Below are 25,474 nucleotides of genomic sequence, written 5' to 3'. Positions count from 1 at the left end.
AAACCGCCATTTGAGCCTCCATATAAATTTGAGCTCCTAGAAGCTTCAAACGTCCAAAAAGAGGTAAATCAAAACGCTGGCACAGGCAAACTAGCCGTCATAAAATAATATCACCAAAGCCCCGAGCTAGCCAAAACGCTTGGGGCGTGAAAACAAAGCTAAATTTTTATATTTTTACAAGCCAAAACGCTAGCACATAGCCCATATATAAGCACGCAAAGGCTAACACTTAGTCCAAAGACGCTAAGAGCGGCGGTCTGGCTAAAAGAGAGTGTGAAAAACGAGATAAAACTCGTGATAAATGCGCAAAATATCCCATAAATTCGCTCTTTTTCGCTAAGGCTCTCATTTAGCGCAAATATCATGTAGTCAATCCCCACAGCGCTTGCAAGGATGAGCCCAAAGACGCCAAAGATGCTTAAATTTATGCCAAAAACGGCAAAAATAAAGAGCGTAAGAAGCACGCCAAAGATGATGATGCCCATCACAAGTGCCGAGATAAGCGCACTAAAATAAAACCAAAGCAGCAAAAACGCGACCACAAGAGCTGCTATTTTTAGCTTTAGTGCAAGCTCTTTTGCCTGAGTTAGGCTCTCATTTAGTGAGCTAGCGAAATTTAGACTAAAAGCGTTGTGGCGCTCTAGCAGCTCATCGCTTGCTGCCCCTTTTACAAAGCCGCTCACGTAAGCCACACTTGCATTTTCATCAAGCATAAATTTTTTAAAATCCTTCATCGATTTTTGAGCTAAAATTTCACTCACGCTAAGCTCCTTTTCGCTCAAAATTTTTAAAATTTCACTTCGCACTTCATCTTTGCTAAAGCCAAATTTCTCATAAATCGCGTAAATTTGCTCATCGTCAAGCGCCTTTTTAAAGGCCTCTTTTAGCTCATCCTGCTCGCTTTTACTTAAAAACATATCGCTTAGCGAGCTCTCATCTTTTATCAAATTTCTCTTTTTTAGCTCATCTAAAAGGCTCTTTTCACCTCCCAAAATGTCGCCTCTTGATCTTGTCACTATCATCGTGTTTTGGTTGTTGCCAGTTAGACTTAAGATATAAGAAGAGTCCGCTAGCAGGCTCTTTGGCATATTTGAGTAGTCTTTTACGTTTTCACTTTTTGATAAATTTTTAAGATCAAAAACAAGAAAAATAGCTAGCAAAATAAGCGAGATAGCTAGAAATTTAACCCCCAAATGCCTTGCAACCGCGCCTGAGAGATCACAAAATTTAGTTAAAAACGCGTCAAAAATCTTTGATCTATAAAATTTCACCCCTTCAAAGACTAAAGGCATGAAAAAGTAGCTAGCTAAAAACGCAGCAACTAGCGCAAACGCTGAAAATAGCGCCACCTCTTTAAGTAGCCTAAGATCAGAAAAAGTAAAAGCCAGATAGCCACTAAGCGTGATAAATAGGCCTAGCAAGAAAATTTTTAGCATATTTTTTATGCTACTAGCCCTGATCGCTTCGCCCTCGTTTTTGCTAAGCCAGTGCAAGACGTAGTCAAACATAAGGCCAATGAGGCTTGTGCTTATTAAAATAGTAAGGATGTTTAGCTCATTTAGGCAGAGCAAAGTGCCTGCAAATGCCACGCTAAAGCCAAATGCAGCGATAAATATCACATAAAAAATTCGCAAATTTCTAAAAGCAAGCATCAAAAATATAGCGGTCAAACTAAGCGAAACCACGCTCATATAAAGGCTTTCTCTCTCGTTTTTTTGCTTTGAAAATGCCTGATAAAGCGCACTTGAATGTACAAAAAGCTCGTTTTGCCCAACTTTTAGCGCATTTAGCTCGTTATAAAAATTTATTAGCCCCTCGCTCGAAGCTCCCTTTTTTAGCTCGCCTTTTAGCAAGAAAAAGCTCTTTTTGCCGTCCTTTACCTCAAGCATGAGATCTGTTAAATTTAAGCTCACATTACCATTTTTTGCGCTAAAACCGCTACTTAGCGAGAAAAAATCATCATTTACATTTAAAAGCCTAAAGCTAAAGCTATTAAAAATTTCCTCTGCGCGCTTTTTGAAAAAGGCGTTTTTATCGTTTTTTAAAAGCTCCAAATCACCCCTACTTAAAAGCGCGATCTTTGAGCGGTTGATGTCACTTTTTATATCATTTAAATTTACGTCAATGGTCGCCTCAAAGCTCTTAAAAAGCGAGCTTTTAAGCGCCAAGCTTTGCACGTTTTTGGCTAGCTCTTTGGAATTTACCAGCACTAAAAAATTTGACGCCATCTCATCTTGCACCTCTTTTAGCACCTTTGCCTCTTTGGCGTCTTTGAAATTTATCAGTGAAAATATATCAGTTTGGACGTTTTTTAGGCTCGCAAGCGAATATCCAAGCGAGGCTAAAAAAACAAAGATAAAAGCCAAGATCGTGGCTAGTTTTTTCATTTTATACTAAACTCATTTAGCGTTTTATCGCCGCTTACCTCATCAAGCTCGATCTTTTTTACCGCCTTGTCGCCACTTATCTTTATGGATTTAAAAATTTGTTTAAAGAGTAAATTTTTAGGGCTTAGCTCTATGCTCCACTCTTTTAGGCTGCCGCTTGTTTTCATATCAAATTCTTTTCTAAGCTCGCTCTCATCGAGGCTGATGATAGCAAGAAAGAGCTTCTCGTCAAAATTTGCCGTTGTCTTTTCAAGCTTGCCATTTTCGTTTTTAAAAATGCCATCTTTATTTATAAAAACCTTTGAGACGACTGGCTCTAGCGTATCCCAGTAAAGACCGCCCTTTTCGAGCCTAAACTCGCCTGAGCTTTTTATGCTTTTGTTAAAGCCAGCAAGGCTCTTAGTCTGCGTGAAATTTCCGCTTACGCCATCTGTTTTTACTATATTTTTAAGCTCACCTAGCTCATAGCCAAAGCAAGATATAAAAATGGCTAAAAAAAGAGCTATTTTTCTCATCTTTTCTCCTTTTCATTGTAGGCTTTAAGCGCCTTTTTTAGGGCGTCTGGCATCTCAAAGCAAGTTTGCAAGCTCTTCATCTCGATAACAGCTTGCGCGGTATTTGCCTCGCTTAGTTTTTCGCCTTTTTCATTTTCTATAAGGTAGTGAAATTTCAAAAAAGTTTCGCACTCGCTAAGCGTCGTTGTAACCTTTATGACGTCGTTAAAAAAGGCTGGACGCACGTACTTTACGTCAAGCTTTACGATAGGAAAGGCGTAACCATCTTTTTTCATAGCGATGTAGTTGTATCCTAGCTTGTCAAGTAGCTCGCAACGCGCCATTTCTAGGTATTTGACATAGTTGCCGTGCCACATCACCTCCATGCTATCAACGTCAAAAAATGCCACTTTAAATGTGCTAACGTGTGAAATTTCCACTCTTATCTCCAAAAATCAAAAAAGTTAAACCACTGCGATGGGCTCTTGCACGCTCTTGCTTCAAGCTGCCTTACATAGCTTTGCACGTATGGCAGGACGCTTGTCTTGCGGTCGCGACCTAGTTTTATCTCATCAGTGATATCACTTAGCTCGATGTTAAATTTATCGCCATTTTTTACACACCAAAGCGCGCTCATTTTTACTCCCAAAATCCCAGCTAAGAGATATGGGCCGTAGTTAAATTTAGCCTCCTTACCAAGAAAGCTAAGCCTTATAAATTTATCCCCATTAAGCGGTGTCCTATCGCCCATTATACCGATATTTACTCCATCTTCAACCGCCTCTTTTAGCTCAAGCATAGCAGCCGCATCAAGCTTTTCAACGCTTATTAGTTTGATCTGCCCCTTACTTATCTGCTCTAAAATTTTATAAAAATTCTCGCTACCCTTGCTATAAACCAAGATGATCATGCGAAAATTTGGCGACCTAAGCGAGAGTGCCTTGCAAATTTCTACATTTCCAAGATGGCTTGTAAGCACGATCCTACCACGTTTTGAGGCTTCAAATTCATCTTTGATGCCGTTAAATTTACTAAGCTCTAGCTCACTTTCAAGCACGCCATTTTGCCAGATACGAAATTTATCACATATTGCTATGCCAAAGTCGTAAAAGTTACCAAAAACGCCAGTGGTCGGCTTTTTACCGCTAAATTTCTCTACATTTAAAAGAAATTCTCTTATATTTTCTCTCTCAACTTTTGAAAAGAGATAGTAAAAGCAAACGACGATGACAACGATAGGTTTTATGAGAAATATAGGCAAATTTCTAGTTAAAAATAGGCTAACTCTTAGGAAAAATTCGTTCGATCTCTCGCCCTTTTGCCACCATGCGTATTTTTGCCCATTAAAGGCTTTGCCAAGCAAAAATGGCACTAAAGTAAAAAAATATCTTGCATGCATGAGGCTTATTAGCGCGTTATCTTTTAGCATTTTAAAGTGCGAAACACCGCCAGCCTCGTATCTTACTTTTAGCGCTATCCACTTGATCTCTATGCCAGATCTTATGGCATTTACCAAGATCTCCATGTCAAATTCCATCCTATTTGAGCTGCTTCTTTTAATCGCACTCTCAAGCTCTTTTAGCGGATAAATTCTAAAGCCACACATCGCGTCTTTGATGTTGGTGTTTAGAGTATTTACCTTAACCCAAAAATTTGTGATCTTTCTACCATAAAACCTCGACTTTGGTGCGTCATCGCCATATACTGGGTCAGCTAAGATCATATCATGTGGGTACTTTCTGCTAAGCTCCAAAAACTCAGCTACCAAGCTTATGTCGTGCTGAAAGTCAGCGTCGATCTGAAATGCATGCGTGTAGCCATTTTGCAAAGCGTGCCTAAAGCCATCTTTTAGTGCAGCTCCCTTGCCGCCGTTTTGCGCTCTAGTTAAAATTTCTACGCCAAATTCGCTCAAATTTAGCAAAGCTTTTTTTGAAGCTTCATCTGAGCCATCATCAACTATCAAAATGTGTAGATCGTATCTTGCAAGCGCCTCGCAAAGGGCTTTTATCTTCTCTGGATGGTTGTAAAATGGTATGAGAAAGAGCGTCTTCATAAGCCCAGCTTTATCCTGCCAACAGCACTTCTAGCGCCGTTACAAAATATCTCAAAATAGACTTTCTCATCTCTTTGCGAAATTTCTATACAAAGCTCGTCATTTGGCCTTACAAATTTTAAAAATTTCAAATTCTCCACCACGCATTGATCGCCTATTTCTGTGCCAAGCTCTCTTGCAAATTTAAACACAAAATCAAGCTGCACAAAGCCAGGTAAAAGCGGTAAATTTGGAAAATGCTCCATAAAAATGCCAAGCGCAGGACTTAGCTTTGTCTTAAATTTATAAACGCCCTCTTTGATGCTTTTATCCCAAGAAAGCTCCTCATTTTTTTCTAGAAGAAGCTTAAAATTTGCCTTTAAAAACTTGCTTTGAGCGTTTTTGCAAAGCGAGCTAACGATCTTAAAGTATCTAACACTATTTTTAAACTCAGGCCGCAAAAGCTCATTTAGCCTTGCTACAATGCCCTTTTTACCGCTATCTCTAAAGAGTCTCACACCTTCTTCGCTAAGCTCCAAAAGCGCAGCTAGACGCTTAAATTTAGGATGAGTGTCGCAGTAGCAGTCTTTTATAAGCCCACTTTCGAACATCTTATTTTCGATACTTATTAGATTGACCCTTTTGTCATTTAGCTTGACGATCCTATCGATCCTGCCTTTTAGCGTGAGCCTGCTGCCATCTATCTGCGCCCAGTCGCTAGTTTGGAAAAACTCGCACCAAGGCGAGCTCACATTTAACGCCTCGTCCTCGCTAAGCCCCGCTTTTACCTTGCTAAAAAGCAAGAGCTCATCGCCTAAATTTCTAGCAACTATGCCAGTTTCGGTGCTACCATAAATTTCAATTATCCTAGCGCTACTTAAGCTTTCTATCTTTGCTCTTAGCTCGCTCTTTAGTGCAGATCCCGCGCAGATGATGTTTTTTAGCCCTGAAATTTCAGCTGCTCTTGGGCTAGAAACTAGCGTTTGAAGCAAGACTGGGCTTGTTACGAAGGTTAAATTTGTAAGGTCTAGCTCAAAGATCGCTTCTGGGTAGTTTAGCTCCTTGCTAACGGCCTTTGCGCCAGAGATGAGCGGCAAAAATATCTTAAATGTAAGGCCAAACATGTGCTGGTGCGAGACACTAGCAAAAAATTTATCCTCCTCATTAAATCCCAGCTCATCTTTTAAAAATAGCCCCTCATCTATCATCGCGCCAAGGCTTTTTTGGATATTTTTACTAGCTCCACTTGAGCCTGAGGTCTGGAGAAAAAATGTAGAATTTTGATCAAATTTTAGCTCCATGCTCTTGCTAAAGTCTAAAAAATCACCAAAATTTTCATCGTTAATGACAAATTTATCCCCGCTATATATCGGCTTTGCAAGCAAGATAGGTTTTACGCCGATAGCAAGTGCTCCAAAAAAGGCTGCGCAAAAGTCAAAGCTCTCGCTTAGATAAATTTCTACCTCGCTTAAATTTTTCTCTTTTAAATTTGCCCCAAAGGTAGCCGCGTACTCGTAAAGATCCTTGCTAATGTCCACAAATTTAAACGCCTTTAGGCTCTTTTCAAAATCCATTTTCCCTCTTTAAAATAAAAATTTTACGATATAAAATTTCGCCAAAAAACAAAACTCCCATCAAGATATAAGATACAAATGAGCAATAAATGCTCCAGTAAATTTTATCCTCAAACTGCGCCAAAACAAAGGCAAAAACTGCGTTAAAAACGAAAAACCAGCACCAAATTTTAGTTAGCCCTCTTGTGTAGCTAACGACTTTTTCGTCTATATTTTTCTCTTTTAGCCTAGCAAGCCTTGTTATGACTGCCTCGCCCTTTAAGCTGTAAAAAAATACCGCCAAAAAGCCAAGACTTACGATACTTGGGTATAAAAGCGCTAAATTTACACTTCTAAAAATAGCGCAAATGGCAAAAAATAGCCCAGCCGCTAAGCAAACCTGCCTTGTTTTAGCACTTTCAAAATAAGCCCTAGCCAGCCAAAGAGCGCAAAGAGCGCAAAAGATAAATGTTGCACCCTTTTGCCAAAAAAATAGCACCAAAGGATAGGCGATACTTGCTAAAACTAGCGCTACTTTTACTATCTTATGCTTCAAATTTCTTTGCTACGGCTTTTACGATATCATCAAGCGTTTTTACGTTTTTAAAGTCCTCTGGCATCAGTCTATAGCCAGTTTGGCGCTTGATGTAATCAATCATATCAATAGCATCTATACTATCTATCTGCAAGTCCTCATATATCCTAGTTTCAGGCTTTATCTTGCTCTCGTCTATCTCAAAAAGCTCGATCAAAGCCTTCTTTAAAATTTCAAAAATTTCTACTTCGCTCATTGTTATTTCCTGTTTTCATAAATGTATTTTGCAAGAGAAGATACGCTAAAGAATATCTCTTTTAAATTTGCTGTCTTTGAGTCAAGCACGAGGCCATATTTTTTCTGCACAGCAAGCCCAAGCTCTAGTGCATCGACGCTGTCAAGCCCGAGCCCTTCGCTAAAAAGCGGTGCGTTCTCGTCGATATCGCTTGGCTTCATATCCTCTAAATTTAAGCTTGTGATGATCAGCTCTTTTATCTCATTAACTAGTTCTTTCACTAAATTCCTCCTTATAAATTTTACTTATCTCTTCGTGTAGCGCCCTCGCCCTTACGGGGCTTGGCCTATCTTTTAAAAACTTGCTAACTTCAAATTTCTTTAGCTCTTTGAAGACGTACTTTATCTTTTCATCTGGCGTTTTGTACCATGGCTCATTTTTTCTAAGGCTTCTTGGAGCCATATTTATACCAACGCAAACCACGTTAGACGCGCCTTTTATGCCCATATATGCAGCCGCTTTATGAAAGATGATCTCATCTTTCGTGCGCGTACCCTCTGGGAAAATGAGCAAATTTTCGCCGCTTTTTAAAACATCTACGCTTTTTTGTAAAAATTCCTCGTTATTTGTGTTTGGTATGTAGTTGCACGCCCTAATAGCCGCAAATAAAAATACATTTTTGCCAAGCTCGCCCTTTACGATGCAGTTTATCCTTTTAAATTTTGAGACTAAAAAGACCACATCAAGCAGCGAAGGGTGGTTTGCGATGACTAAATTTGAGCCGCCATTTAGCTTGCTAAGCTCAAATTTATAGTCCAGATACCCACAAATTTTAGTAACTTTTATAAAAAATCCCCAAGAAACTCTAACAAGATCGCGGCATAAATTTTGCATAAATTTAAATTTATTTAGCCCCAAAAGCACGACTGGCACTAGCAACATATCGCCACTTATGCAAATTAGCGCAAAAAAGAAAAATAAAAATCCAGCTCTTAAAATTTTAAGGCTCATAGCTAAAATTCCAAGACGCGAAATGACTGCTACTTTGCCACGTTTTTGCCACATTTGGGTCAAAATTTACGATGAAGCTTTGCAGTAAATTTTCTGAAATTTCTTCTTCTTTTTCCACTCTTTTTAGAGTTAAAACTCTCTTATCTTTTGCCTTTGAGACGACAAGCGCTAGCATAAATGATGGCTTTTTCTCATCAAAATAGCTCTGCGATATCGACTCATGATAGGCAAGTATGAGCACCTTTTCATATCCGTCATTTAGCCTTAAAAACGCAGCTTGCAGCGCATCTTCGACTGGGCTAAATGATGAGATGGCTAGAATTTCATTGTGATTTTTAGCTTCGATGCTAAGAAGCGACGAGATAGCGTTATGCACAGAGAGTGAAAACGACGTTGGCGATACTGGCTCAGCCTTTGCAAGCGCAGTTTCTAGCTCAAAACAGCGATTTATCTCGCCCTCATAAGAGCTAAAAATAACTGGCATGTCGATGCTCTCAAAACTACTAAGCAGGCTAAAAGCGCACTTTGCAGCACTACTTAGCCTCCTTTTTTGCATTGGTGGGATCTTTGCTAGATCAAATTCTTTTTTGTATCTAGCTAGATCCTCGCTGATCTCGCCATAAGCTATAGCGTCATAAAAATCAACTTGAAATTTCATTATTTCGCGATGTCGCCTCTTAGTGTGACGCCAGACATCAAAGAACCGCTGCCGCACTGAAACTGAGTTTTAGAGTTAAATGGCTGTTTTTTATAATATCCAGTCAAATTTACAACCTTCGTGCCGCCCTCTTTTACCGCTCTTTCTTGAAATGACTTTAGAGCAGAGAGAAGTGCGATCTGACAAGCCTCTTCGTCGCTTTTGTTAAAGCCATTTGTCTTTTTGTTTGACGTTAGATCTCTTACGATCACCTTGCCAGTGTATCCTGTGCCAAAGCTGATGCTAACGTTTGGTAGCAAAAATTCTTTAGCCTTTGGGCCATTTAAGAAGTCAAGTGAGTGGTACTTCACGTCATCTCTAGCGCTAAGGCTTGAGGCAAATGCCAAAACGGCAACTAATGAAACTAATCTTTTCATTTTCTATCCTTTTTAAAATTTGTTATCTACTCTTTTAAATATCAAAGATGTATTTACACCGCCAAATGCAAAGTTATTACTCATCACAAAGTCCGTCTTTATCGGCGTTGGCTCCTTTAAGTAGTTTAGCTTTGCACACTCAGAGTCAGTTACGTTTAAATTTATAGTTGGGAAAAATAGCTCTTCTCTCATCATCATTATGCTAGCGATCGCCTCTAGCCCGCCACAAGCGCCAAGCGTGTGACCTAGATAGCTTTTAAGCGAGCTAATGGCGATGTCCTCTCCAAAAAGCTCATTTGTAGCGATACTTTCAGCTATATCGCCATGTTTTGTCGCAGTCGCATGGGCATTTACGTAGCCTATGCTTTTTGGCTCTAGTTTTGCCGCGCGGAGTGCTAGGCTCATCGCCGCTTTCATCGTAGCGCTTTGTGGTCTTGTAATGTGCGTGCCGTCACACGTAGAGCCAAAGCCAACGACCTCAGCGTAAATTTTAGCTCCTCTTTTTAAGGCGCTCTCTTCGCTTTCAAGCACTAAAAATCCAGCTCCCTCGCCAAGCACCAAACCATCTCTATCTTTTTCAAACGGCGTTGGTGTCAAATTTGGCGCGTGGTTTTTGACACTAGTCGCATAGAGCTTGTCAAAGACGTATGCCTCGCTCACGCAAAGCTCCTCAGCCCCGCCAGCTAGCATCATATCTATGCTGCCATTTTTTATGCTCTCATAAGCGTATCCAATGGCGTGTGAGCCGCTCGTACATGCCGAAGATGTAGGGATGATGCGCCCTTTTAGCGAGTAAAATAGCGCGATATTTGCCGCTGTGGTGTGAGGCATCATTTTTATATAGGTATTTGCGTTAAAACCGCTATCCATGTCCAAAACTAGCTTTGCCATATCAAGGATAGAGTCGGTGCTACCAGTGCTTGAGCCACTCGCTACACCCATTCTACCATCTTGCACACTTGGGTCTAAATTTGCAGCCTGCAAGCCTTCGCCATTTAGCAAACCAGCATCTTTTAAAGCAAGTCCGGCCGCGTGTACGCTATAAGTTGAGACCTTGCCAAGGCTTCTTAGCTGTTTTCTGTCCCACTCCTGCGGGTGTTTGTAGTCTATGATAGGTGCTGCTAGGCGCGTGTTTAGCTCCTTGTAGCCCTCCCACTCGCTCATATATCTCACGGCATTTTTGCCTGCAAGAAATTTAGCCCTCATCTCCTCCCAGCTGTTGCCAAAAGCACTGACTGCGCCGATACCTGTGACAAATGCACGCATTAGCAAAGTCCTCCATTTACACCGATAACCTGCCTTGTGATGTAGCTAGCTTCGCCACTTAGTAGAAATTTAACAAGTCCTGCCACCTCATCTGCCTCGCCAGCTCTTTTTGCAGGTATGGCCTTTAGCACCTCATCTAAAAAGTCGCTATTTAAAATTTCTTCGCTCATATCTGTCTTTATAAGTCCGGGTGCCACGCAATTTACTGTTATGCCCCTGCTGGCAAGCTCGACTGCAAGGGCTTTGCTAGCACCTATGATGCCAGCTTTACTAGCTGAGTAATTCACCTGACCCCTGTTACCAATAACCCCTGAAACAGAGCTTAGCGTCACTATCCTAGCTGGCTTTCTAGCCCTTATCATAGGCATTAGCGCTGGCCTTAGGACGTTGTAAAAGCCATTTAAATTTACATCTATCACGTCAAACCACTCTTCATCGCTTAGCCCCACAAAGGTATTATCCCTTGTTATGCCAGCATTTAAAATAACGCCGTAATAGACGCCATTTGCCTCCATATCAGCCTCTATAGCCTCTTTTGCCGCAGCAGTGTCAGCCACGTCAAATGTCATAAATTTAGCCCCAAGCTCGCTAGCCATCTTTAAAAGCTCATCGCTCTTACTTCTTGCGTGAAGCACCACTTCGTATTCATTAGCAAGGCGCCTAGCGATGCTAGCTCCTATGCCTCTACTTGATCCAGTTATCAATACTCTCTTACTCACTAAGTGCCTTTTTTACAAATTCTTCATCAGGGCTCATCACGTTTAAAACCGCCCTTGCGCCAAGCTCGCCATTTACAAAAAGCTCGCTGTCATACACGCCAAATCCACTCTCATCTTGGATCGAGCACTTTGAGATGATCACTATCTCATCGCCCACTTTAAAATATGGCCTAAAAATTTCAAATTTTCTGCTACCAAGCAAAAAGCCAAATATCGCCTTCTCACCCCTTAGCTCACGCATCTTTGAGTCGTAGATCCCAAGACTTTGAGCCATCATCTCTATCGCCTTTTGCGTCATAAATTTACCATCTTCTAAAAAGGGATTTTGCTCATTTATCACGCTTCTTACTTTTATGCTCGCGCAAGGGATAAATTCCAAAATTTCATCGATCAGGGTTATGGCGCTGCTGTGTGGCAAATAATCACTTATCATCATCTCACTCTTTTAAATATTATCGCGGCATTATCTCCGCCAAAGGCAAAAGATAGCGACATCGCTGTTTTTACGTCAAATTTCGTGCCGCTTTTTACTAAATTTATAGCCTCCAAGCTCTCATCATACTCGCCGTCATAGACGTGTGGCGGCAAGGTGCTATTTTCCTCCATGCAAAGCATGGCGCAAATGGCGCTCTCAATAGCTCCAGCAGCCCCAAGCGTATGACCGATCTGAGGCTTTAGCGTGCTTGCAAAGGTGGCGCCAAGCGTTAAATTTACAGCTTTTGCCTCCATTTTGTCATTTGCCTGCGTGCCGGTGCCATGCAAATTTACATAGTCCACACCGCTCATGCTAGCTCTTTTTAGCGCGCCCTCTATGCAATTTACCGCCATTTTAGCGCTAAAATCAGGCTGCGTCATGTGAAAAGCATCGCAGTTTGAGGCTGAGCTGGCGACCGCGACGTTTGAGATTTCATCACAGCTTAGCAAAAACAGCCCAGCTCCCTCGCCGATATTTATCCCCTCTCTATTTTTAGAAAAGGCCTGACTTGGGGCGCTGCTTAGGATACTAAGCGAGTTAAAGCCATTTATCGTAAGCGTATTTAAGCTGTCCACTCCGCCACAAATGACCGCGTCACAAAGCTCGCTTTCGATTAGCCTTTTTGCTTCTATGACCGCCTTGATGCCCGAGGTGCACGCAGTCGATACGCAGTAGCTTGGGCCGCTAAGCTCGTAAAAGTCGCTCACAAACTCGGCCACGTTTGCAAGGCAGTTTCTATTTATACTAAACCTGCTTTTATCAAAAAATCCAGTCGCGATATAGCCTTTAAATGGCTCGAAATTCTCCTCAACACCGCTTGTTGTAGTGCCAAGAACTACTCCCACACGGCTTTTGCCATATTTTTTGATCGCTCTTTTTATCTCAGAATCGATCTCTAGCATCGTGCTTAAAAGCAAGGCGTTGGTGCGAGTTTTGAAGTGCTCTTTGGTTTTATTTGAAAAGCTAGGTAAAACGCCATTAAATTTACCCACCAAAAACTCATTTTGCGGGTGAAATTCAGAGCTTTTGCTTAAAAATCTCTTGCCACTTAAAAGCGAGCTTAAATTTTCATCACTACTACTGCCAGCAGCGCTGATAATGGCTGGCTTGCTAACGTATATCAACGCTTTTTACCTCATAAATTTGATCATCTATCATAAATTTTTGCTCATTTTTTTCATCTTTTATCATCTCAAGCACCTTGATAAAAAGCTCGTTGTAGGCGCTATTTGGCGGCAAGAAGCCTAAATTTGTAAATGTGCCGTCCTTTAAAACTCGCCTAGCTTCTGGCGCGCCAAGTGCGTTTACAAGGCTAAATTTATACTCATTCTCACTATTTTGCACATAGAGCATTAGTGGCCCTTTTGATGAACTAACCTTAAATGCCTTTAAGCTAAAATCCGCCAGCTTTGGCGCATCAAATTTCTTCGCACAGCCAAGAGCTAGAAGCGTTACTGCAAGGATCATAGCTATCTTTTTTACAAGCACTTTTTGCCTTTTTAGTGTTCTAAAATCATAAAAATTTAACAATTATATCTTTGCAATGCTTAAATGCAAGGCAAATGATAAATAGATTATTAATAATCAAGTATCTTCTCTCCATCTCGTCAAATTTAACGCTAGCAAGATCACTAAAGGCTAAATTTTTGGCTTTTATCACAGCCTCTTTTGCGGTGTAAATTTCATAAAATTTTTGCATTTTGTCTTTGGCACTCGCGTAAATTTCGCTCTCTTTTTTACTAAAGCAAAATTTGATCACACCGTCAAAATTTCGCTCTTTTAGCTCCTCCACATCTACGCCAACTTTTTCTTTTGAGATAGCCAAAACAGCGATATTTTCTTTGTGAGAGAGGCAAATTTTGCCCCGTTTTTTTGCTTTAAATTTTAAATAGCGAGAAAGTTTAAATGAGTTTGAATTTACTAAATTTGGATATTTTTTTAGTTTTCTACGCTCTTTTTTATCTAGCATTTTGGGGCTAAATTTCTCAGCCTCAAAGCCGATAAAAAGATAAATTTCACCCCTTTTTATAGGCATTTTCAACTCTTTTTTTATACTCTTTTGCACTTTCAAGGGCCTTACTAAACTCGCCACTAACCGCCCTTAAAGCGTCATTTTGAAGCTCATTCTCATCTTTAAACGACCTAACCCTTGGCGTAAAAGCGACCTCATCCTTTCTAAAATCAGCCTCTTTTAGATCAAAATTTAAATTACTTATTTTGCTATTTAAGATATGCAAGGCACATTTTCTTGGTCCAAAGATGAAATTTCGCTCTTTTAATGCCTTTAAGCTCCTTACCAAAATGCCGCCATAAAGCGCTGGCTCGCTCTTAAAAGAGATGTCAAAACCAAAGTTGTGAAAGTAAATTTCGCCCGCCTCGCACGATCTTTTGTAGGTGTTAGCATCAAAGCAGGTGTAAATTTCAAGCTCGCTAAATTTATACTCCACGCCGCTTACAACAAGGATCTTGCTTTGCATCAGCTCACGTAAAAAGCCCTGAAATTTCGCGTCAAGATGCGCTTTAAAGCTCGGTATTTTAAGAAGCTCCTCTCTTTGGCTCTTATCTAAGCTTTTAAAACCAACCCGCCTAAGTGCTTGAAATTTTTCTTTATAAAAACAACTTTGCTTTAAAAACTCACTAAGCATCGCCACTAGATCAAATTTAGCAAAATGGCTTTTAAGTAGCTCACCTGATAGCATTTTTGCTCCTAATTTTTTGGCATATTTTAAGAAATTTAGCTTTTATATGCAAATATCTGGCCTAAAATCTTTGAAACAACTTCTCAGTTTGTAAATTTTTATCCAAAAGGGAGACAAGGGGACTCGAGTTACGGTCTGCTTGCAGTTGCGAGCTTGTGAAGCAAAGCCGTCCCCTTATCCCCCTTTTTAAATCCCCTAAACCCCTCGCACGTTCAAGGTGCATGCCTCAGTGCTAGCGCACTGCATGCGTTTTATTGAAATTCTAGTAAATTTTAAAATTTATGAGCGAGCATATCACGGCTCTAAATTTAGTGCTAAACGAAGTGCAACCTAAATTTAGTAGTCTGCTAAGGCGAGTGAGTAAGATTTTAAAATTTGCAAATTTGCCTTGTGAAGTCAGATAAGTGTCAGACAAATTTTAAAATTTAATGAGTTAGTAATTTTAGTAGTCAATTTTTGCGAGTGAGTGAAAGTTTAAAATTTGCGCGATAGTAAATTTCTATTTTTAAAAATGCAAACCTTAAATTTAAAAACTCTTTTATTCAAAAGGGAGACAAGGGGACTTGAATTACGAAGCCGTCCCCTTATCTCCCTTTAAATCCCACAATCCCCTCGCACGTTCAAGGTGCATGCAATGGTGCTTCGCACCGCATGCGGTTTATCATCTGGCAAGTGTCAGGCAAATTTTAAAATTAGAGCTGGCATATCACGGCTCTAAATTTAGTGGCGAATAGTTATGAGCCCTAAATTTAGTAAGTTGCTAAGGCGAGCGAGTAAGATTTTAAAATTTTCAGAATAACTTAGTTAAATTAGATAGGTGTCAAGCAAATTTTAAAATTTCATGAACGAGTAATTTCGGCTCTGATTTTAGTGGCAAGCTTTGCGAGACCTAAAATCAGTAGCCAACTCTTGCGAGTGAATGAAATTTTAAAATTTGCAAAATAGATTTTTATAAATTTAATGTTTGTTTCTTTGTTAAGGGGGAAGAGGCTTGAATTACGGTCTGATTGCAGTTGCGAGCCCTGCGAAGTAAAAGAGCCCCCTTCCCCCTTAACAATCCCCTAACTCCGACAACGTTAGAGGTGGCATGCGAAAGCGCTTTGCGCCGCATGCAGTCTAAAACTCTAGCAAATTTTAAAATTTGCAAAATAATAAATTTACTTCTAAGGCAGGCAAATTTTACCAGCTGCCGCTAGCTCCGCCTCCGCCAAAGCCGCCGCCACCGCCACTAAAGCTACCTCCTCTGCCACTTGAGCGACCGCCACCATTTGAGCCAGAATTATCACGTCTAAAGCCCATTGGCAAAGAGCCACCTTGGCTATTTCTCTTAAAAACGTCTTTTAAAATAAAGAAAAATACCACAAATATAAAGGCAAAAGCGCCAAAGATGATAAGGTAGTTTTGCACGCCAAATCCTTGCTCAAGTGCGGTTGATACAAGTCCAGCAAAACACGTGCTAAAGCCAGTTCGCATAAAAAATTTGCCAAAGATCACAGAAGCAAAACAAGAGAGCATGCCAGCAAAAAAGGCAAACACGCCAAAAGGCAAGTCGCTAAGGGTAGTTTTGCTACTAAATTCCTCGCCGCTAGCCACTTTTATGATCGCTAAAACGCCATCTTTCACGCCTTCGCTCATCTTGCCATTTTTAAACTCAGGTATCATCACGCTATTTATGATCTCGCTTGAGATGGCGTCAGTTAGCACCCCTTCAAGACCATATCCAACCTCGATGCGGACCTTTTTCTCATTTGGAGCGACCACCAAAAGCACGCCGTTACTATCTTTTTTTTGACCTAGTTTGTAGCCTCTAGCGATCTCAAGAGATAGCTCTTCGATGCTTTTGTTTTCTAGTGAATTTAAAGTCACTATGGCGATTTGTGTGGTGCTGTTTTGCTCAAAATTTTGTACTAAATTTAAAAGCTCATCTCTTTCGTTTTGTGAAAAGATATGAGCCTCATCGTTGATCTGCTCATTGAAATTTAGAGCAAAACAAAAGCAAAATGCAAAGAGCAAAAGAGCAAGAGCTTTTTTCATCACTTCTCAAACGAAACTTTTGGGTTTTTCATATCTTCGCTGCTAACTTCGATGCCTTGCTTTGGCTTCATCTCTGGATGAAAGATGCTGGCTATAAATTTACCAGGAAAGCTTCTAAGAGCTACGTTGTACTCTTTTACTGCCTCGATGTAGTCGCGTCTTGCTACGCTTATGCGGTTTTCTGTGCCTTCAAGCTGGCTTTGGAGTGAGAGGAAATTTTGATTTGCTTTTAGCTCTGGGTAGCTCTCGCTAACTGCCATTAGTCTGCCAAGTGCGGAGCCTAGCTGACCTTGAGCTGCCATAAATTCTTTAACCTTTGCTTCGTCGCTAAGACTGCTTGCATCGATGCTTACTTGCATACTCTTGCTTCTTGCGTTTGCCACGTCTTCAAAGACCTTTTGCTCGTAGGCTGCGTAGCCTTTTACAGTTTCAACTAAATTTGGCACGAGATCGGCTCTTCTTTTGTATTGATTTAGCACCTGAGACCACTTCTCGTTGGTATTTTCATCAAGCACGACAAATGAATTTGCATATTTGAAAGCACCAAAAACTAGTGCTGCGATGACCACAACTATGGCTATTAAATTTTTCATATTTTCTCCTTTAAAAGGGGTGATATTAGTAAAATAAGGCTTAAAAAATGATGTAAATTTGAAGTTAGCTAAGTGAAGTGAGTGCTTAAAGCGCACTCACTTTTTGGGGATTATAGGTCTGTTTGGATCTTATCTTCAATGATGATATGTACTGTCTGACCATTTACAGTATCGTTGCTTGTATAGCCTTTTGAGCCAAAGTCAGCATTTACTAATGGGTCTTCATGCCACTTACCTTTTATATCTACCTTGCTAGTGCTATCGCCTCTTATCTTAAGGATAGTGTTGATGTTATCAGTCATAGCAAAGATATCTTTTGCGTCAAATTTGATCTCAGAGTTGCCTTTTAGCTCGATCCTCTCGATGCTCTCAACTTTTGTGTTAAGGTCAGTAACGCCGCTAAGATCTACGTAAGAAGTATCTCTAAAGACGATCGTATCAGATGTGCCCTCTCCACCTTTCATCACTTTGCTTGGATCATAATCCATTCTAAAGTCTTCAAGCTCTATGCGAAGCGTATCGCTATGAGTTTTATTTACAAGACCGCCTGGAGTTTTAAGCGTAGCATCTACTTTTAGATCATAAGCTGATCTTGCGTTGATGTCTAGTAGCTGCTCAAATACACCCTTGCTCATATCATCAGCTGTTAGCACGTGATTTACTGTCTTTGTTTGAGCGTGATTGTCTGGATCAGTGTATTTGATCTCAACTGTATCGCCCGCTCTTGCATCATCGCTAACATAAATTTTAACTGGCGTTGTATCTTGAGTTTTGTTGTTATCGCCAAAGTTTTCATAGCCATATAGATGTCCGTTTCTATCGCCGTCTTCAACAAACTGCATACCTCTTATAGCATCCATTTCGACTTTTGCATGATCTTCTGCGCTTACAGTAGTTGTTCCATCAGATAGAGTGACTTTTGCTTTTGTCTCTTGTCCTACCGCGATAGCTGCATCAAGCTCAAGCGGTTTGCCATTTTCAAGAGTGAACTGGCTGTGATTAGCTTGATTTTCTAGTACGATATTGCCAAGTGGATCTTTGCTAAGAACTTTAAATTCTTTTGTCACAGGCGTTGTGCTACCAGCATTTGTGATCTCAACTTTTATGCTATCGCCAGCTATTACGCTACCAGGGAGAGATACACTTACTTTTGAAGTATCGCTACTTGTCTCATCTCTTGTGATAGTGCCATTGTCGTTCGCGTCAGCTGCTATGCTTACACTTAGACCTTTGCTGCTTAGCTGTGCTAGTTTTGCCTCTGCGTCAGCATGTGCTGTTTGATTATCTTGAGTAGTTATAGTCGCATCTACCTTTGTTTTTTCACCTGGCTTCATAGGGACATTATCTACTTCTATGGTGTTAGTTTTTGTGATATTTTGCTCTGCTCCACTATTTATATCAGTAGCAGTGATTTTACCATCTGCTGTCTTAGTTATTTTAAATTCTCTACTTCCTGCGACACCAGTATTTGGATCAACATACTCAACTTTTACGTGATCGCCTGTTACAACATTGTAAGGCACTTTTACGCTTACTGTTGTAGTTTTTAGGTTGTGATCTGATATAGCCTCATCTCTGCTTAGTTCGTTATTTCTGTTAGCATTATCTTCGTTGAAAATTACGCTTAGCTCGTTATTGTTTATAGGCTCTAGTATCGCCTCAGCTGATTTAGATGAGACATTAGGTATATCTACTTCAACCTTAGCAGGATTTGTAACACTCACTGCGATACCATCTATCTTTAGTAAGTTACCTGGTGCTAAAGGCACATTGTGCCCAGGTCTATCTTCTATAGTTAGCACGTGGCTATTGTTACTAGTTACTTTATATGTGACAGGGGTACCGCCATTTACTTTTACAGTAAATGTATCACCTGTATGCAGGTCGCCACTTGGTAGAGATACGGTTGCAGATGTCTCTTTAACCTTACCATCTGAGTTTGCCTCGTCTCTGCTTAGTTTGCCATTTCTATCTTTGTCCTCATCGATAAGTACATAGAAATTTGTACTGCCATCACCATCAGCATCAAGTGTGATATCACTACCAGCTTCTACCTTATCGACACCTGTTGCATCGCTAACTGTTGCACTTACCTTGCTTTTTTTATCTTCCTCAAGCGGCACAGTATACTCAACAGCTTTATTGCCAACCACATTTAGACCATCTACTGTGATATTGCCATGAGCGTCTTTATGGATAGTATGTCTTGTGGTAGTTGGTGTGCCATTTTCTATGCTTGTAGTTATCTCTAGTATGTCACCATCTACAACATTGCTTGGTAGTTTTATGGTAGCTATTGTTGTATTTACTACATTGCCGTTGCTGTCTTTTGTAGCTTCGTCTTTATTTAAAATTCCGTTAAAGTCTGTATCCTTATTAAATATAACAGTCATATCATCATGAAGCTTTTCAAGGGTAGCGTGGTTTGTTACTATAGTTTTTGCATGATCTTTAGCATCTGTAAATGTTGCCTTAGCCTCAGTATTTTTACCTTCGCCTATTACTATGCCTGGTACTGTGATTTTATTATCACTATCAGCTGTTAAGGTTTGACCGTCAGCTGCTTTTAGAGTGATGGTGTTATCGCCATTTCTTGTGATAGTAAATTCTTTTTCTAAAGTTGTGTTGCCACCAGCTTTAACCTCAAGTATCATCTTGTCGCCAGTTATCACGTTATTTGGCACTTTTATTTTTAGATCAGTCTTATGAAGATCACTATCTTTCATGCTCTCATCTCTTGTGATAGATGTATTAGCATCAATGTCTTCACCAAAGAAAATTCCAGAGTCATCAAGCTCTGTTACGCTTACGCTATTTGTTCCAGTAGCACTTTGAATACCATCTTTGTCGATGATAGTAGCTGAAATTTTAGTCTCAGCTCCTGTTAATGTTCCAACATGAGAAATTTTAAAGCCATTGTCGCTTACTGCTACATCATTGCCATGCTCATCTGTTATCTTAACGCCTGAAGCATCTTTATGAACATTAAATTTAAGCGTTCTATCTTTAGTTGTACCATCAAGTTGTGGCTCAGTGATCTTAACTTCGATCCTATCTCCATCTACTGCATTTTTAGGGATCTTGATAGTTGCAGTTGTATTAAATTCATCACCATCAGCAGCTGAATCTTTTCTGCTCATAGTTTTTGAGTTATGCGCCTCATCAAAGATAACCTCAGGTGCTTTTACATGCTCTAAGCTAGCTGAAACTTCTGGCTCATTTATATCTGTATGTCTGCCTGGTGTCATGTTTGTGATACTAGCTTTGATAGTGGTATCTTGTCCGTTTCTTAGATCAAAGCCTGGTACTTCAAATGAGTATTGATTAAAGCTCTCTTTTGTAAATGGGAAATTTTGTCCGCCATTGCCGATCTCAGTTATACCAGTTACCTCGCCTTTATCATTCATATGTATAGTGAAATTTCTTGTATAAACGCCATTTGTAGGCTCGTTTATAGTAAGTGTAACTATGTCACCATTATCTATTTTGTTTGGAAGTCTTATAAGAGCTGTTGTTTCATTTACTTCATGCTCATCCATACTCTCTTGTCTTGAAATTTCATGAAGAGTGTCTTGCTCTATAAATTTTATCTCCATGTTTCTACCGATAGGTATTACATTATCTTTATTAGACTCTGCACTCTTTGGTGTGCCATCTGCAGCTACGACATGAGCACTTGCATAGTTCCATACGTCAGGGAAGACTGGTAATGATGTATTTACCTTATGGTTATCAACGTCTGCTTGTGTAAGAGGCACTTCTGTTGTTGTATTTTGTTTAGTTAGTGGATCAGTGTAAGTTATGACAACTTTATCACCTGCTACAACATCTTTTGGAAGTGTTACTTCAACTGTTGTGCTTCTAAAGTTTCCATCTTTGCTATTTTCCCAGTCATCTATACCGCCATCATTATCGTGGTCTTCAGTAAATGTTAAAGTTGGTCTTACATCTGGAGTAACATCATCGGTTGCTACATCGCTCTTCCAAGTGCTAGAGTTTGTGCTATCAGTAACATAAGCATCTACTTTTGAAACTTTACCCTCAGCAACTGGCATATTGTCTATCTTGTAGCCATTATTGATTATATTTTGATCGATAGTAACTTCTCTATTTTCAGTAGTACCATCTGGTTTTGTTAGAGTAATGTGAAGTTTATCTCCAGGGATAACATCACTTACTTTTATAAGCACTGGAGACTCATTTTGTTTGCTGTCATTGTTGTTTTCTGTGTAAGTTAAAAATTTATCGTTATCTCTATCTTCTGTAAATTCAACGCTTACGCTTGATTTTGTAGGAGTTACGTGATCTTCACTGCTGCCGCCAGTATTACCTTGGAAATTTGTAACGCTTGCTTCTACTTTTGAGTTTTTACCTGGCTCTACAGGCGCATCTATTGGATAGCCATTAGTTATGATAGATGGAGTGATGGTTATGTTTGTTGTTGTTTCATTACCATTTGGATCAGTTACAGTGACTTTTAGTATATCGCCAGCTCTTACTGTGCCGTCATTTGGTACTGTGATAAGAACTTTAGATGTATTTATATTTGTATCATTTCCATGCTCTACTCTGCTTAAAGTGTGGTTGCTATTTATATCATTTATAAATTTAACAGTTGGTGCACCTGGGATTATATTAACGTTTGCGCCATTATCACCATTATCACCATCGTTGCCATCATTGTAGCCGCCTATTGGGCTATCGTATGAAGCAAAAGCTCTGTTTGTATCGGTTAAATTTCTATAAGTTTCATTGATATTTGAGTAGTGACCGCCCTCAGCAAATCTAGCTTCGCCAAGGCTAACGCCATCTCCACCACCAGCAGCAGCATTACCACCAGCAGCAGTCTCTTCAAGTTTTGTTAGATCACCGCCGTTTAAAATAGCATTTTGCAAAGCGCTTATATCAGCTAAGCCCTCAGCACCTATCGTATTTGGATTTAAAGAAAGCGTGTCACTACCTAGTACAGTTAGCTCTTTGCCGTTATTTGCAACAATAGTTACTTTGTCGGCTGCATCGCTAGTTTTGACACTCTCACCCATATAAACGATGTCGCCAACTTTTAGCTCTCTCTCGTTTCCGTTTTGATCAACTGCGACCGCCTTGCCACTTAGCGATTTTACTACACCCGCTTCTTTAGCCATAAAACTCTCCTTAATAATTTTTCGGCGATTATATAATAAGAGTGAGGCTAGGGATATTAAGTAAAATTTGGGTAAATTTAAGTTTATTTTTAGTTATTTAATACTCTTTTATCACACTTTAATATTTTTAAAATTCCCCCTAAAAAAGGCATTTTGTGTAACTTTTGTGTAAAAAATTTTAAAAAAAATTTTTATATGGTACATGTACCTTTCGTTTCATAAAAGCGTTATTCTGAACGCCTTAAGAAAGAGCATCTTTTAAGCTAACACAAAAATATTATGCGATTTTTAGCTACTTTTGCCAAAAAATTTTCTTGCCAAAACCTAGAGTGTTGCTTGTAAATTTAACCTTTTCAAGGCTTATAGACCAAATTTTTGGATCCATCGCTTTTGCGTAAAAAAATCTTTTAAAGTAAATTTCTCGCTCACTTTCGCTAGCCTCTCTCATCGCTCCTTGAAACTGCACGCCCTCTATCTTGCCAACAATCTTTGTATCAAGAGCGACCGTGCCAGCAACGAGCTTTGAGTTTTTTAGAAATTTAACATGAGAGCTCTCATCGCAGCTAGCTAGCAAAAGACTAAAATTTACCTCATCAAAGGCGTAAAACGCGCTAAAAGCGTAAGGCTGCCCCTCATCATCAATGGCGCAGACACTTGCAAGGTGCATCTTTTTTAAAAATTTAACTATCCTCTCATTCATCTAAATTCCCCTAAAAATGTCAAGAATGATTTGAAATTTAAAGATGACTACGGCGATTATCAGCACCCAAAGCGTAAAAATAATGAGCTCTATTAAAGTAAATTTATCTTTTGCAACCTTTTTAAAAGCAAGCATTGTTAAAAATGCTCCAAAAAAGCCACCAATTAGCGAAAAATAGTGGATCGCATTTACCTTTACAAAGCTTGGCAAAAGCCCTTTAAAAAATAGTGAAAACATCAAAATGGCAAGTAAATTTGCAAGTATCAAGTAGTAGCCAACAACTGGCAAAACAGGGCAAAGCTTAGCAAAGACGAAGCTTAAAACAGTGATAAGCATCAACAAAAAGATCCTAGTCCCAAAACAACACATCGCCCGTCCTTTTTTGACGCATTTTACAAAATTTTGCTTTATGAAATTAAAAATTTGCCGATTTAGTCTCAAAAGGATTTAAAAATGCAAACAAATTTTTACTCTCAAGGAAGCTACAATAACATGAGCTTTTCGATGAAGACTAGCTCAGGCGATGAGATAAGCTTTTCTATGTATGACAACAAAAACTTAGAGTTTTCTAGCCAGAAAAATGGCAACTCAAGCCAAAGAAGCCTAACTCTTACGCACGAATACGGCTATGAGTTTGCTTATAAAGGCAACGGCATAGACGAGCAAGATATGAAAGAGATCGAAGAGGCGATGAAGCAAATTCGCCCACAGGTTGATGAGTTTATGAAAAATGTCAAAGAGGGCGACAAGATCGCGGGCAGTAGCCAAAGCATAAGCGAGCTTTCAAATAGGATCAAGCAGATGCTGCCTGACGCAAAAGATATGGATCATAAAAATTTCATAAATGATAATATGCTAAAGATGTTTGACGAACTTTTAGCTAAAAATGACGCTAATAAAAATCTACTAAGTGCGACAAAAAGGCTATTTGACACCTTGCTTGATGAGAGCAAAAAAGTATCTTACTACGCATAAATTTAGAGCTTTTGGCTCTAAATTTTAACTAGCGCCTCTCTTTGATAAAAGAGGTGCGACAAGACTATCACAAAATAAAGCTGAAAAAATAATCCCACAAGCGGCACAAGCGAGATGAGATAAAACAAAAGCGTAAAAACTATAAATTTAACCCCGCCACCTTCAAGCAGTGCTAGCTCAAATTTATCGCTATCAAGCGTGTTTGAGCCAACGTCTATAAGTAAAAGCTTATAGTAGATGTAAAAAAACGGCACGTTGATGATGAAAAAATTTACAAATGGCACAAACAAAAGTGGTAAGCAAACGAGCAAGATCCCGAGAAATTTCATGATCTCAACCATCATCACCTTTAGCACTCTAGCCGTGCTAGCCTCGCTTTTAAGCACGTAGTTGTAGTGCCTTTTGTTTATCTCTTTGGCTACAACTGGCGTTAAAAAGCCAGCTACTATTAGAGCGATCACGATGCTAATAATGATCGTTAAAAAGGTGCTTAAGACGTAAAAAAGTATGCTAACTATCCATTTTGTAGCACTAAAGCTTAAAATTTTAATAGCTATAAAAGATAGCGTCGAGTTTGACTCTAAAAAGGCGAAATTTTCGTTTTTAGCGCCGTCACTTAAAAGATCAAATATCTCGCCACCTCCCCAGATGCTTAGCCAAGCTAGGCAAAGTATGCTAAGACAAAGTGGCAAGATCGATAGCGTTATAAATTTGGCTGTAAAAAAGTCTTTAAAGCCAAGACGGAGAAGATTTATCATTTTACCTTTTTGTACTCACGCTCAAGTGCGGCGTAAATTTCATCTATCGTGCTAACGCCATTTGATAAAATTTCACTCATCACTTCGTTATCTTCGCGTCCGTTCCAAATTTTCTTATAGCTGCCCTCTTTGTAGCCATTATTTTGGCGAAAGCGATTTAGCACGTTTTTAGCGATGTAGCACTCATAAAGCGAGTATAAATTTACGCCACATTTTAAAGACATCGAGAAATAAATTTTAAAGATATCAAAGATGTCATAGTCAAAGCCACTGCACTCATGTATAAGCATCTCAACATCGTTCATGATCTCATAAATGCTCTCATCTTCGACCTTTAATGGCTCTTTGCAATAGTCGCTAAAGCCACTTGACTGGCAAATATCATCAGCTAAAGTCTCAACATCGCCAAGCTGTTTTGCCTTGTAAATTTGTAGCGCTAGGCTCATTATAAAGTGCCAGATATCGACAACCTCGATACGTAAATTTTGCTCATCAGTCTTAGCATCTATGCTCTTCCAGTGCTTCCAAGCAAAGCTATCAATGAGCTCAGCGCACTCCATATATATGCAGCGCCTCCAGCTTATGAGTTTATTTTTATTTGTATAGCCATTTTCCCAACCAAGCCCGTTTGTCTCGTCATTTAGGCTTTGTTGCATCTTTAACATCTCTAAAACAATAGTTCTTTCATCCATTTTTAAACCTTTTAAATTTTAAATGATTATAACAAAAAACAATTAATGCTTAAGCGACAAGCTTGACCCAAATCATCTTAATGCAAGCTTACAAGATG

26 protein-coding genes are annotated in these 25,474 nt (G+C 39.6%); 1 reads left to right on the top strand and 25 read right to left on the bottom strand.

The features are described from left to right. Positions 1–158 precede the first annotated feature (158 nt). The 23 genes from CVS81_RS00635 to CVS81_RS00525 all read right to left on the bottom strand — a co-directional run bounded on the left by CVS81_RS00635 (position 159) and on the right by CVS81_RS00525 (position 23,320). Positions 159–2,387: a hypothetical protein gene (locus CVS81_RS00635; RefSeq protein ID WP_107964749.1), complete on the bottom strand. Its 2,229-nt coding sequence runs from the start codon at positions 2,385–2,387 to the stop codon at positions 159–161. After that, a complete protein-coding gene (locus CVS81_RS00630; protein WP_107964748.1) occupies positions 2,384–2,902 on the bottom strand; it encodes a LolA family protein in 519 nt (172 codons plus the stop codon). The genes CVS81_RS00635 and CVS81_RS00630 overlap by 4 nt, the downstream gene beginning before the upstream one ends. Then, the gene (locus CVS81_RS00625) at positions 2,899–3,321 is read right to left on the bottom strand and encodes an acyl-CoA thioesterase (protein WP_234399493.1); all 423 of its coding nucleotides are present in this window, start codon (positions 3,319–3,321) and stop codon (positions 2,899–2,901) included. The genes CVS81_RS00630 and CVS81_RS00625 overlap by 4 nt, the downstream gene beginning before the upstream one ends. A 2-nt stretch (positions 3,322–3,323) precedes the next feature. Then, complete coding sequence (locus CVS81_RS00620) at positions 3,324–4,934, bottom strand: glycosyltransferase family 2 protein (protein WP_107964746.1); 1,611 nt, start codon at positions 4,932–4,934, stop codon at positions 3,324–3,326. Beyond that, positions 4,931–6,487: an AMP-binding protein gene (locus tag CVS81_RS00615; protein ID WP_107964745.1), complete on the bottom strand. Its 1,557-nt coding sequence runs from the start codon at positions 6,485–6,487 to the stop codon at positions 4,931–4,933. The genes CVS81_RS00620 and CVS81_RS00615 overlap by 4 nt, the downstream gene beginning before the upstream one ends. Beyond that, entirely contained in the window at positions 6,477–7,022 is a 546-nt protein-coding gene (locus CVS81_RS00610) for a hypothetical protein (RefSeq protein WP_107964744.1), read from the bottom strand. Before CVS81_RS00610 ends, CVS81_RS00615 begins: the two co-directional genes overlap by 11 nt. Then, entirely contained in the window at positions 7,012–7,257 is a 246-nt protein-coding gene (locus tag CVS81_RS00605; RefSeq protein WP_012140380.1) for an acyl carrier protein, read from the bottom strand. Before CVS81_RS00605 ends, CVS81_RS00610 begins: the two co-directional genes overlap by 11 nt. A gap of 2 nt (positions 7,258–7,259) precedes the next feature. After that, positions 7,260–7,517: a phosphopantetheine-binding protein gene (locus tag CVS81_RS00600; RefSeq protein WP_012140381.1), complete on the bottom strand. Its 258-nt coding sequence runs from the start codon at positions 7,515–7,517 to the stop codon at positions 7,260–7,262. Beyond that, entirely contained in the window at positions 7,501–8,301 is an 801-nt protein-coding gene (locus CVS81_RS00595; RefSeq protein WP_234399492.1) for a lysophospholipid acyltransferase family protein, read from the bottom strand. The genes CVS81_RS00600 and CVS81_RS00595 overlap by 17 nt, the downstream gene beginning before the upstream one ends. Beyond that, positions 8,237–8,905, bottom strand: a complete 669-nt coding sequence (locus tag CVS81_RS00590) for a beta-ketoacyl synthase chain length factor (RefSeq protein WP_107964742.1) — start codon at positions 8,903–8,905, stop codon at positions 8,237–8,239. Before CVS81_RS00590 ends, CVS81_RS00595 begins: the two co-directional genes overlap by 65 nt. Next, positions 8,905–9,321: a hypothetical protein gene (locus CVS81_RS00585; RefSeq protein ID WP_012140384.1), complete on the bottom strand. Its 417-nt coding sequence runs from the start codon at positions 9,319–9,321 to the stop codon at positions 8,905–8,907. The genes CVS81_RS00590 and CVS81_RS00585 overlap by 1 nt, the downstream gene beginning before the upstream one ends. Before the next feature lie 12 nt (positions 9,322–9,333). Beyond that, positions 9,334–10,587 (bottom strand): beta-ketoacyl-ACP synthase, encoded by a 1,254-nt coding sequence (locus CVS81_RS00580; RefSeq protein WP_107964883.1) that lies wholly within the window; start codon positions 10,585–10,587, stop codon positions 9,334–9,336. Next, on the bottom strand, positions 10,587–11,306 hold the full coding sequence (gene fabG, locus CVS81_RS00575) for a 3-oxoacyl-ACP reductase FabG (protein ID WP_087581352.1): 720 nt from the start codon (positions 11,304–11,306) through the stop codon (positions 10,587–10,589). The genes CVS81_RS00580 and fabG overlap by 1 nt, the downstream gene beginning before the upstream one ends. Then, positions 11,299–11,739 (bottom strand): thioester dehydrase, encoded by a 441-nt coding sequence (locus tag CVS81_RS00570; RefSeq protein ID WP_234399491.1) that lies wholly within the window; start codon positions 11,737–11,739, stop codon positions 11,299–11,301. Before CVS81_RS00570 ends, fabG begins: the two co-directional genes overlap by 8 nt. Then, positions 11,739–12,905 (bottom strand): beta-ketoacyl synthase N-terminal-like domain-containing protein, encoded by a 1,167-nt coding sequence (locus tag CVS81_RS00565; RefSeq protein WP_107964740.1) that lies wholly within the window; start codon positions 12,903–12,905, stop codon positions 11,739–11,741. The genes CVS81_RS00570 and CVS81_RS00565 overlap by 1 nt, the downstream gene beginning before the upstream one ends. Next, positions 12,892–13,269, bottom strand: a complete 378-nt coding sequence (locus CVS81_RS00560; RefSeq protein ID WP_234399490.1) for a hypothetical protein — start codon at positions 13,267–13,269, stop codon at positions 12,892–12,894. Before CVS81_RS00560 ends, CVS81_RS00565 begins: the two co-directional genes overlap by 14 nt. A gap of 25 nt (positions 13,270–13,294) precedes the next feature. Continuing rightward, entirely contained in the window at positions 13,295–13,816 is a 522-nt protein-coding gene (locus CVS81_RS00555) for a 4'-phosphopantetheinyl transferase family protein (RefSeq protein WP_107964739.1), read from the bottom strand. After that, positions 13,797–14,480, bottom strand: coding sequence for an ABC transporter substrate-binding protein (locus CVS81_RS00550; protein WP_107964738.1), 684 nt, complete (start codon positions 14,478–14,480; stop codon positions 13,797–13,799). Before CVS81_RS00550 ends, CVS81_RS00555 begins: the two co-directional genes overlap by 20 nt. 1,179 nt (positions 14,481–15,659) lie before the next feature. Continuing rightward, entirely contained in the window at positions 15,660–16,514 is an 855-nt protein-coding gene (locus CVS81_RS00545; RefSeq protein WP_107964737.1) for a TPM domain-containing protein, read from the bottom strand. Further along, positions 16,514–17,107 carry a LemA family protein gene (locus CVS81_RS00540; protein WP_107964736.1) on the bottom strand — a complete coding sequence of 198 codons (594 nt, stop codon included), beginning with the start codon at positions 17,105–17,107 and terminating at the stop codon, positions 16,514–16,516. Before CVS81_RS00540 ends, CVS81_RS00545 begins: the two co-directional genes overlap by 1 nt. Positions 17,108–17,217: 110 nt before the next feature. Further along, a complete protein-coding gene (locus CVS81_RS00535; protein ID WP_107964735.1) occupies positions 17,218–22,251 on the bottom strand; it encodes a retention module-containing protein in 5,034 nt (1,677 codons plus the stop codon). A 292-nt stretch (positions 22,252–22,543) separates the two neighbouring features. Beyond that, positions 22,544–22,951, bottom strand: coding sequence for a hypothetical protein (locus CVS81_RS00530; protein ID WP_107964734.1), 408 nt, complete (start codon positions 22,949–22,951; stop codon positions 22,544–22,546). Beyond that, positions 22,952–23,320 (bottom strand): L-arabinose ABC transporter, encoded by a 369-nt coding sequence (locus CVS81_RS00525; protein ID WP_234399489.1) that lies wholly within the window; start codon positions 23,318–23,320, stop codon positions 22,952–22,954. Positions 23,321–23,404: 84 nt separating this feature from the next. On the opposite strand from CVS81_RS00525, the gene CVS81_RS00520 reads away from it, so the two are divergent. Continuing rightward, positions 23,405–23,926, top strand: a complete 522-nt coding sequence (locus tag CVS81_RS00520; RefSeq protein WP_107964733.1) for an ATP/GTP-binding protein — start codon at positions 23,405–23,407, stop codon at positions 23,924–23,926. Positions 23,927–23,943: 17 nt separating this feature from the next. Here CVS81_RS00520 and CVS81_RS00515 read toward each other — a convergent pair whose 3' ends face one another. Beyond that, on the bottom strand, positions 23,944–24,684 hold the full coding sequence (locus CVS81_RS00515; RefSeq protein ID WP_103594223.1) for an EI24 domain-containing protein: 741 nt from the start codon (positions 24,682–24,684) through the stop codon (positions 23,944–23,946). Beyond that, positions 24,681–25,376 (bottom strand): dUTP diphosphatase, encoded by a 696-nt coding sequence (locus CVS81_RS00510; RefSeq protein WP_103569077.1) that lies wholly within the window; start codon positions 25,374–25,376, stop codon positions 24,681–24,683. Before CVS81_RS00510 ends, CVS81_RS00515 begins: the two co-directional genes overlap by 4 nt. Between the last annotated feature and the right edge of the window lie 98 nt (positions 25,377–25,474).

Origin of the sequence: Campylobacter concisus (assembly GCF_003049065.1) — a bacterium.
GTDB classification, from domain to species: domain Bacteria; phylum Campylobacterota; class Campylobacteria; order Campylobacterales; family Campylobacteraceae; genus Campylobacter_A; species Campylobacter_A concisus_BE.
This window is presented reverse-complemented; position numbering and strand designations above follow the sequence as displayed.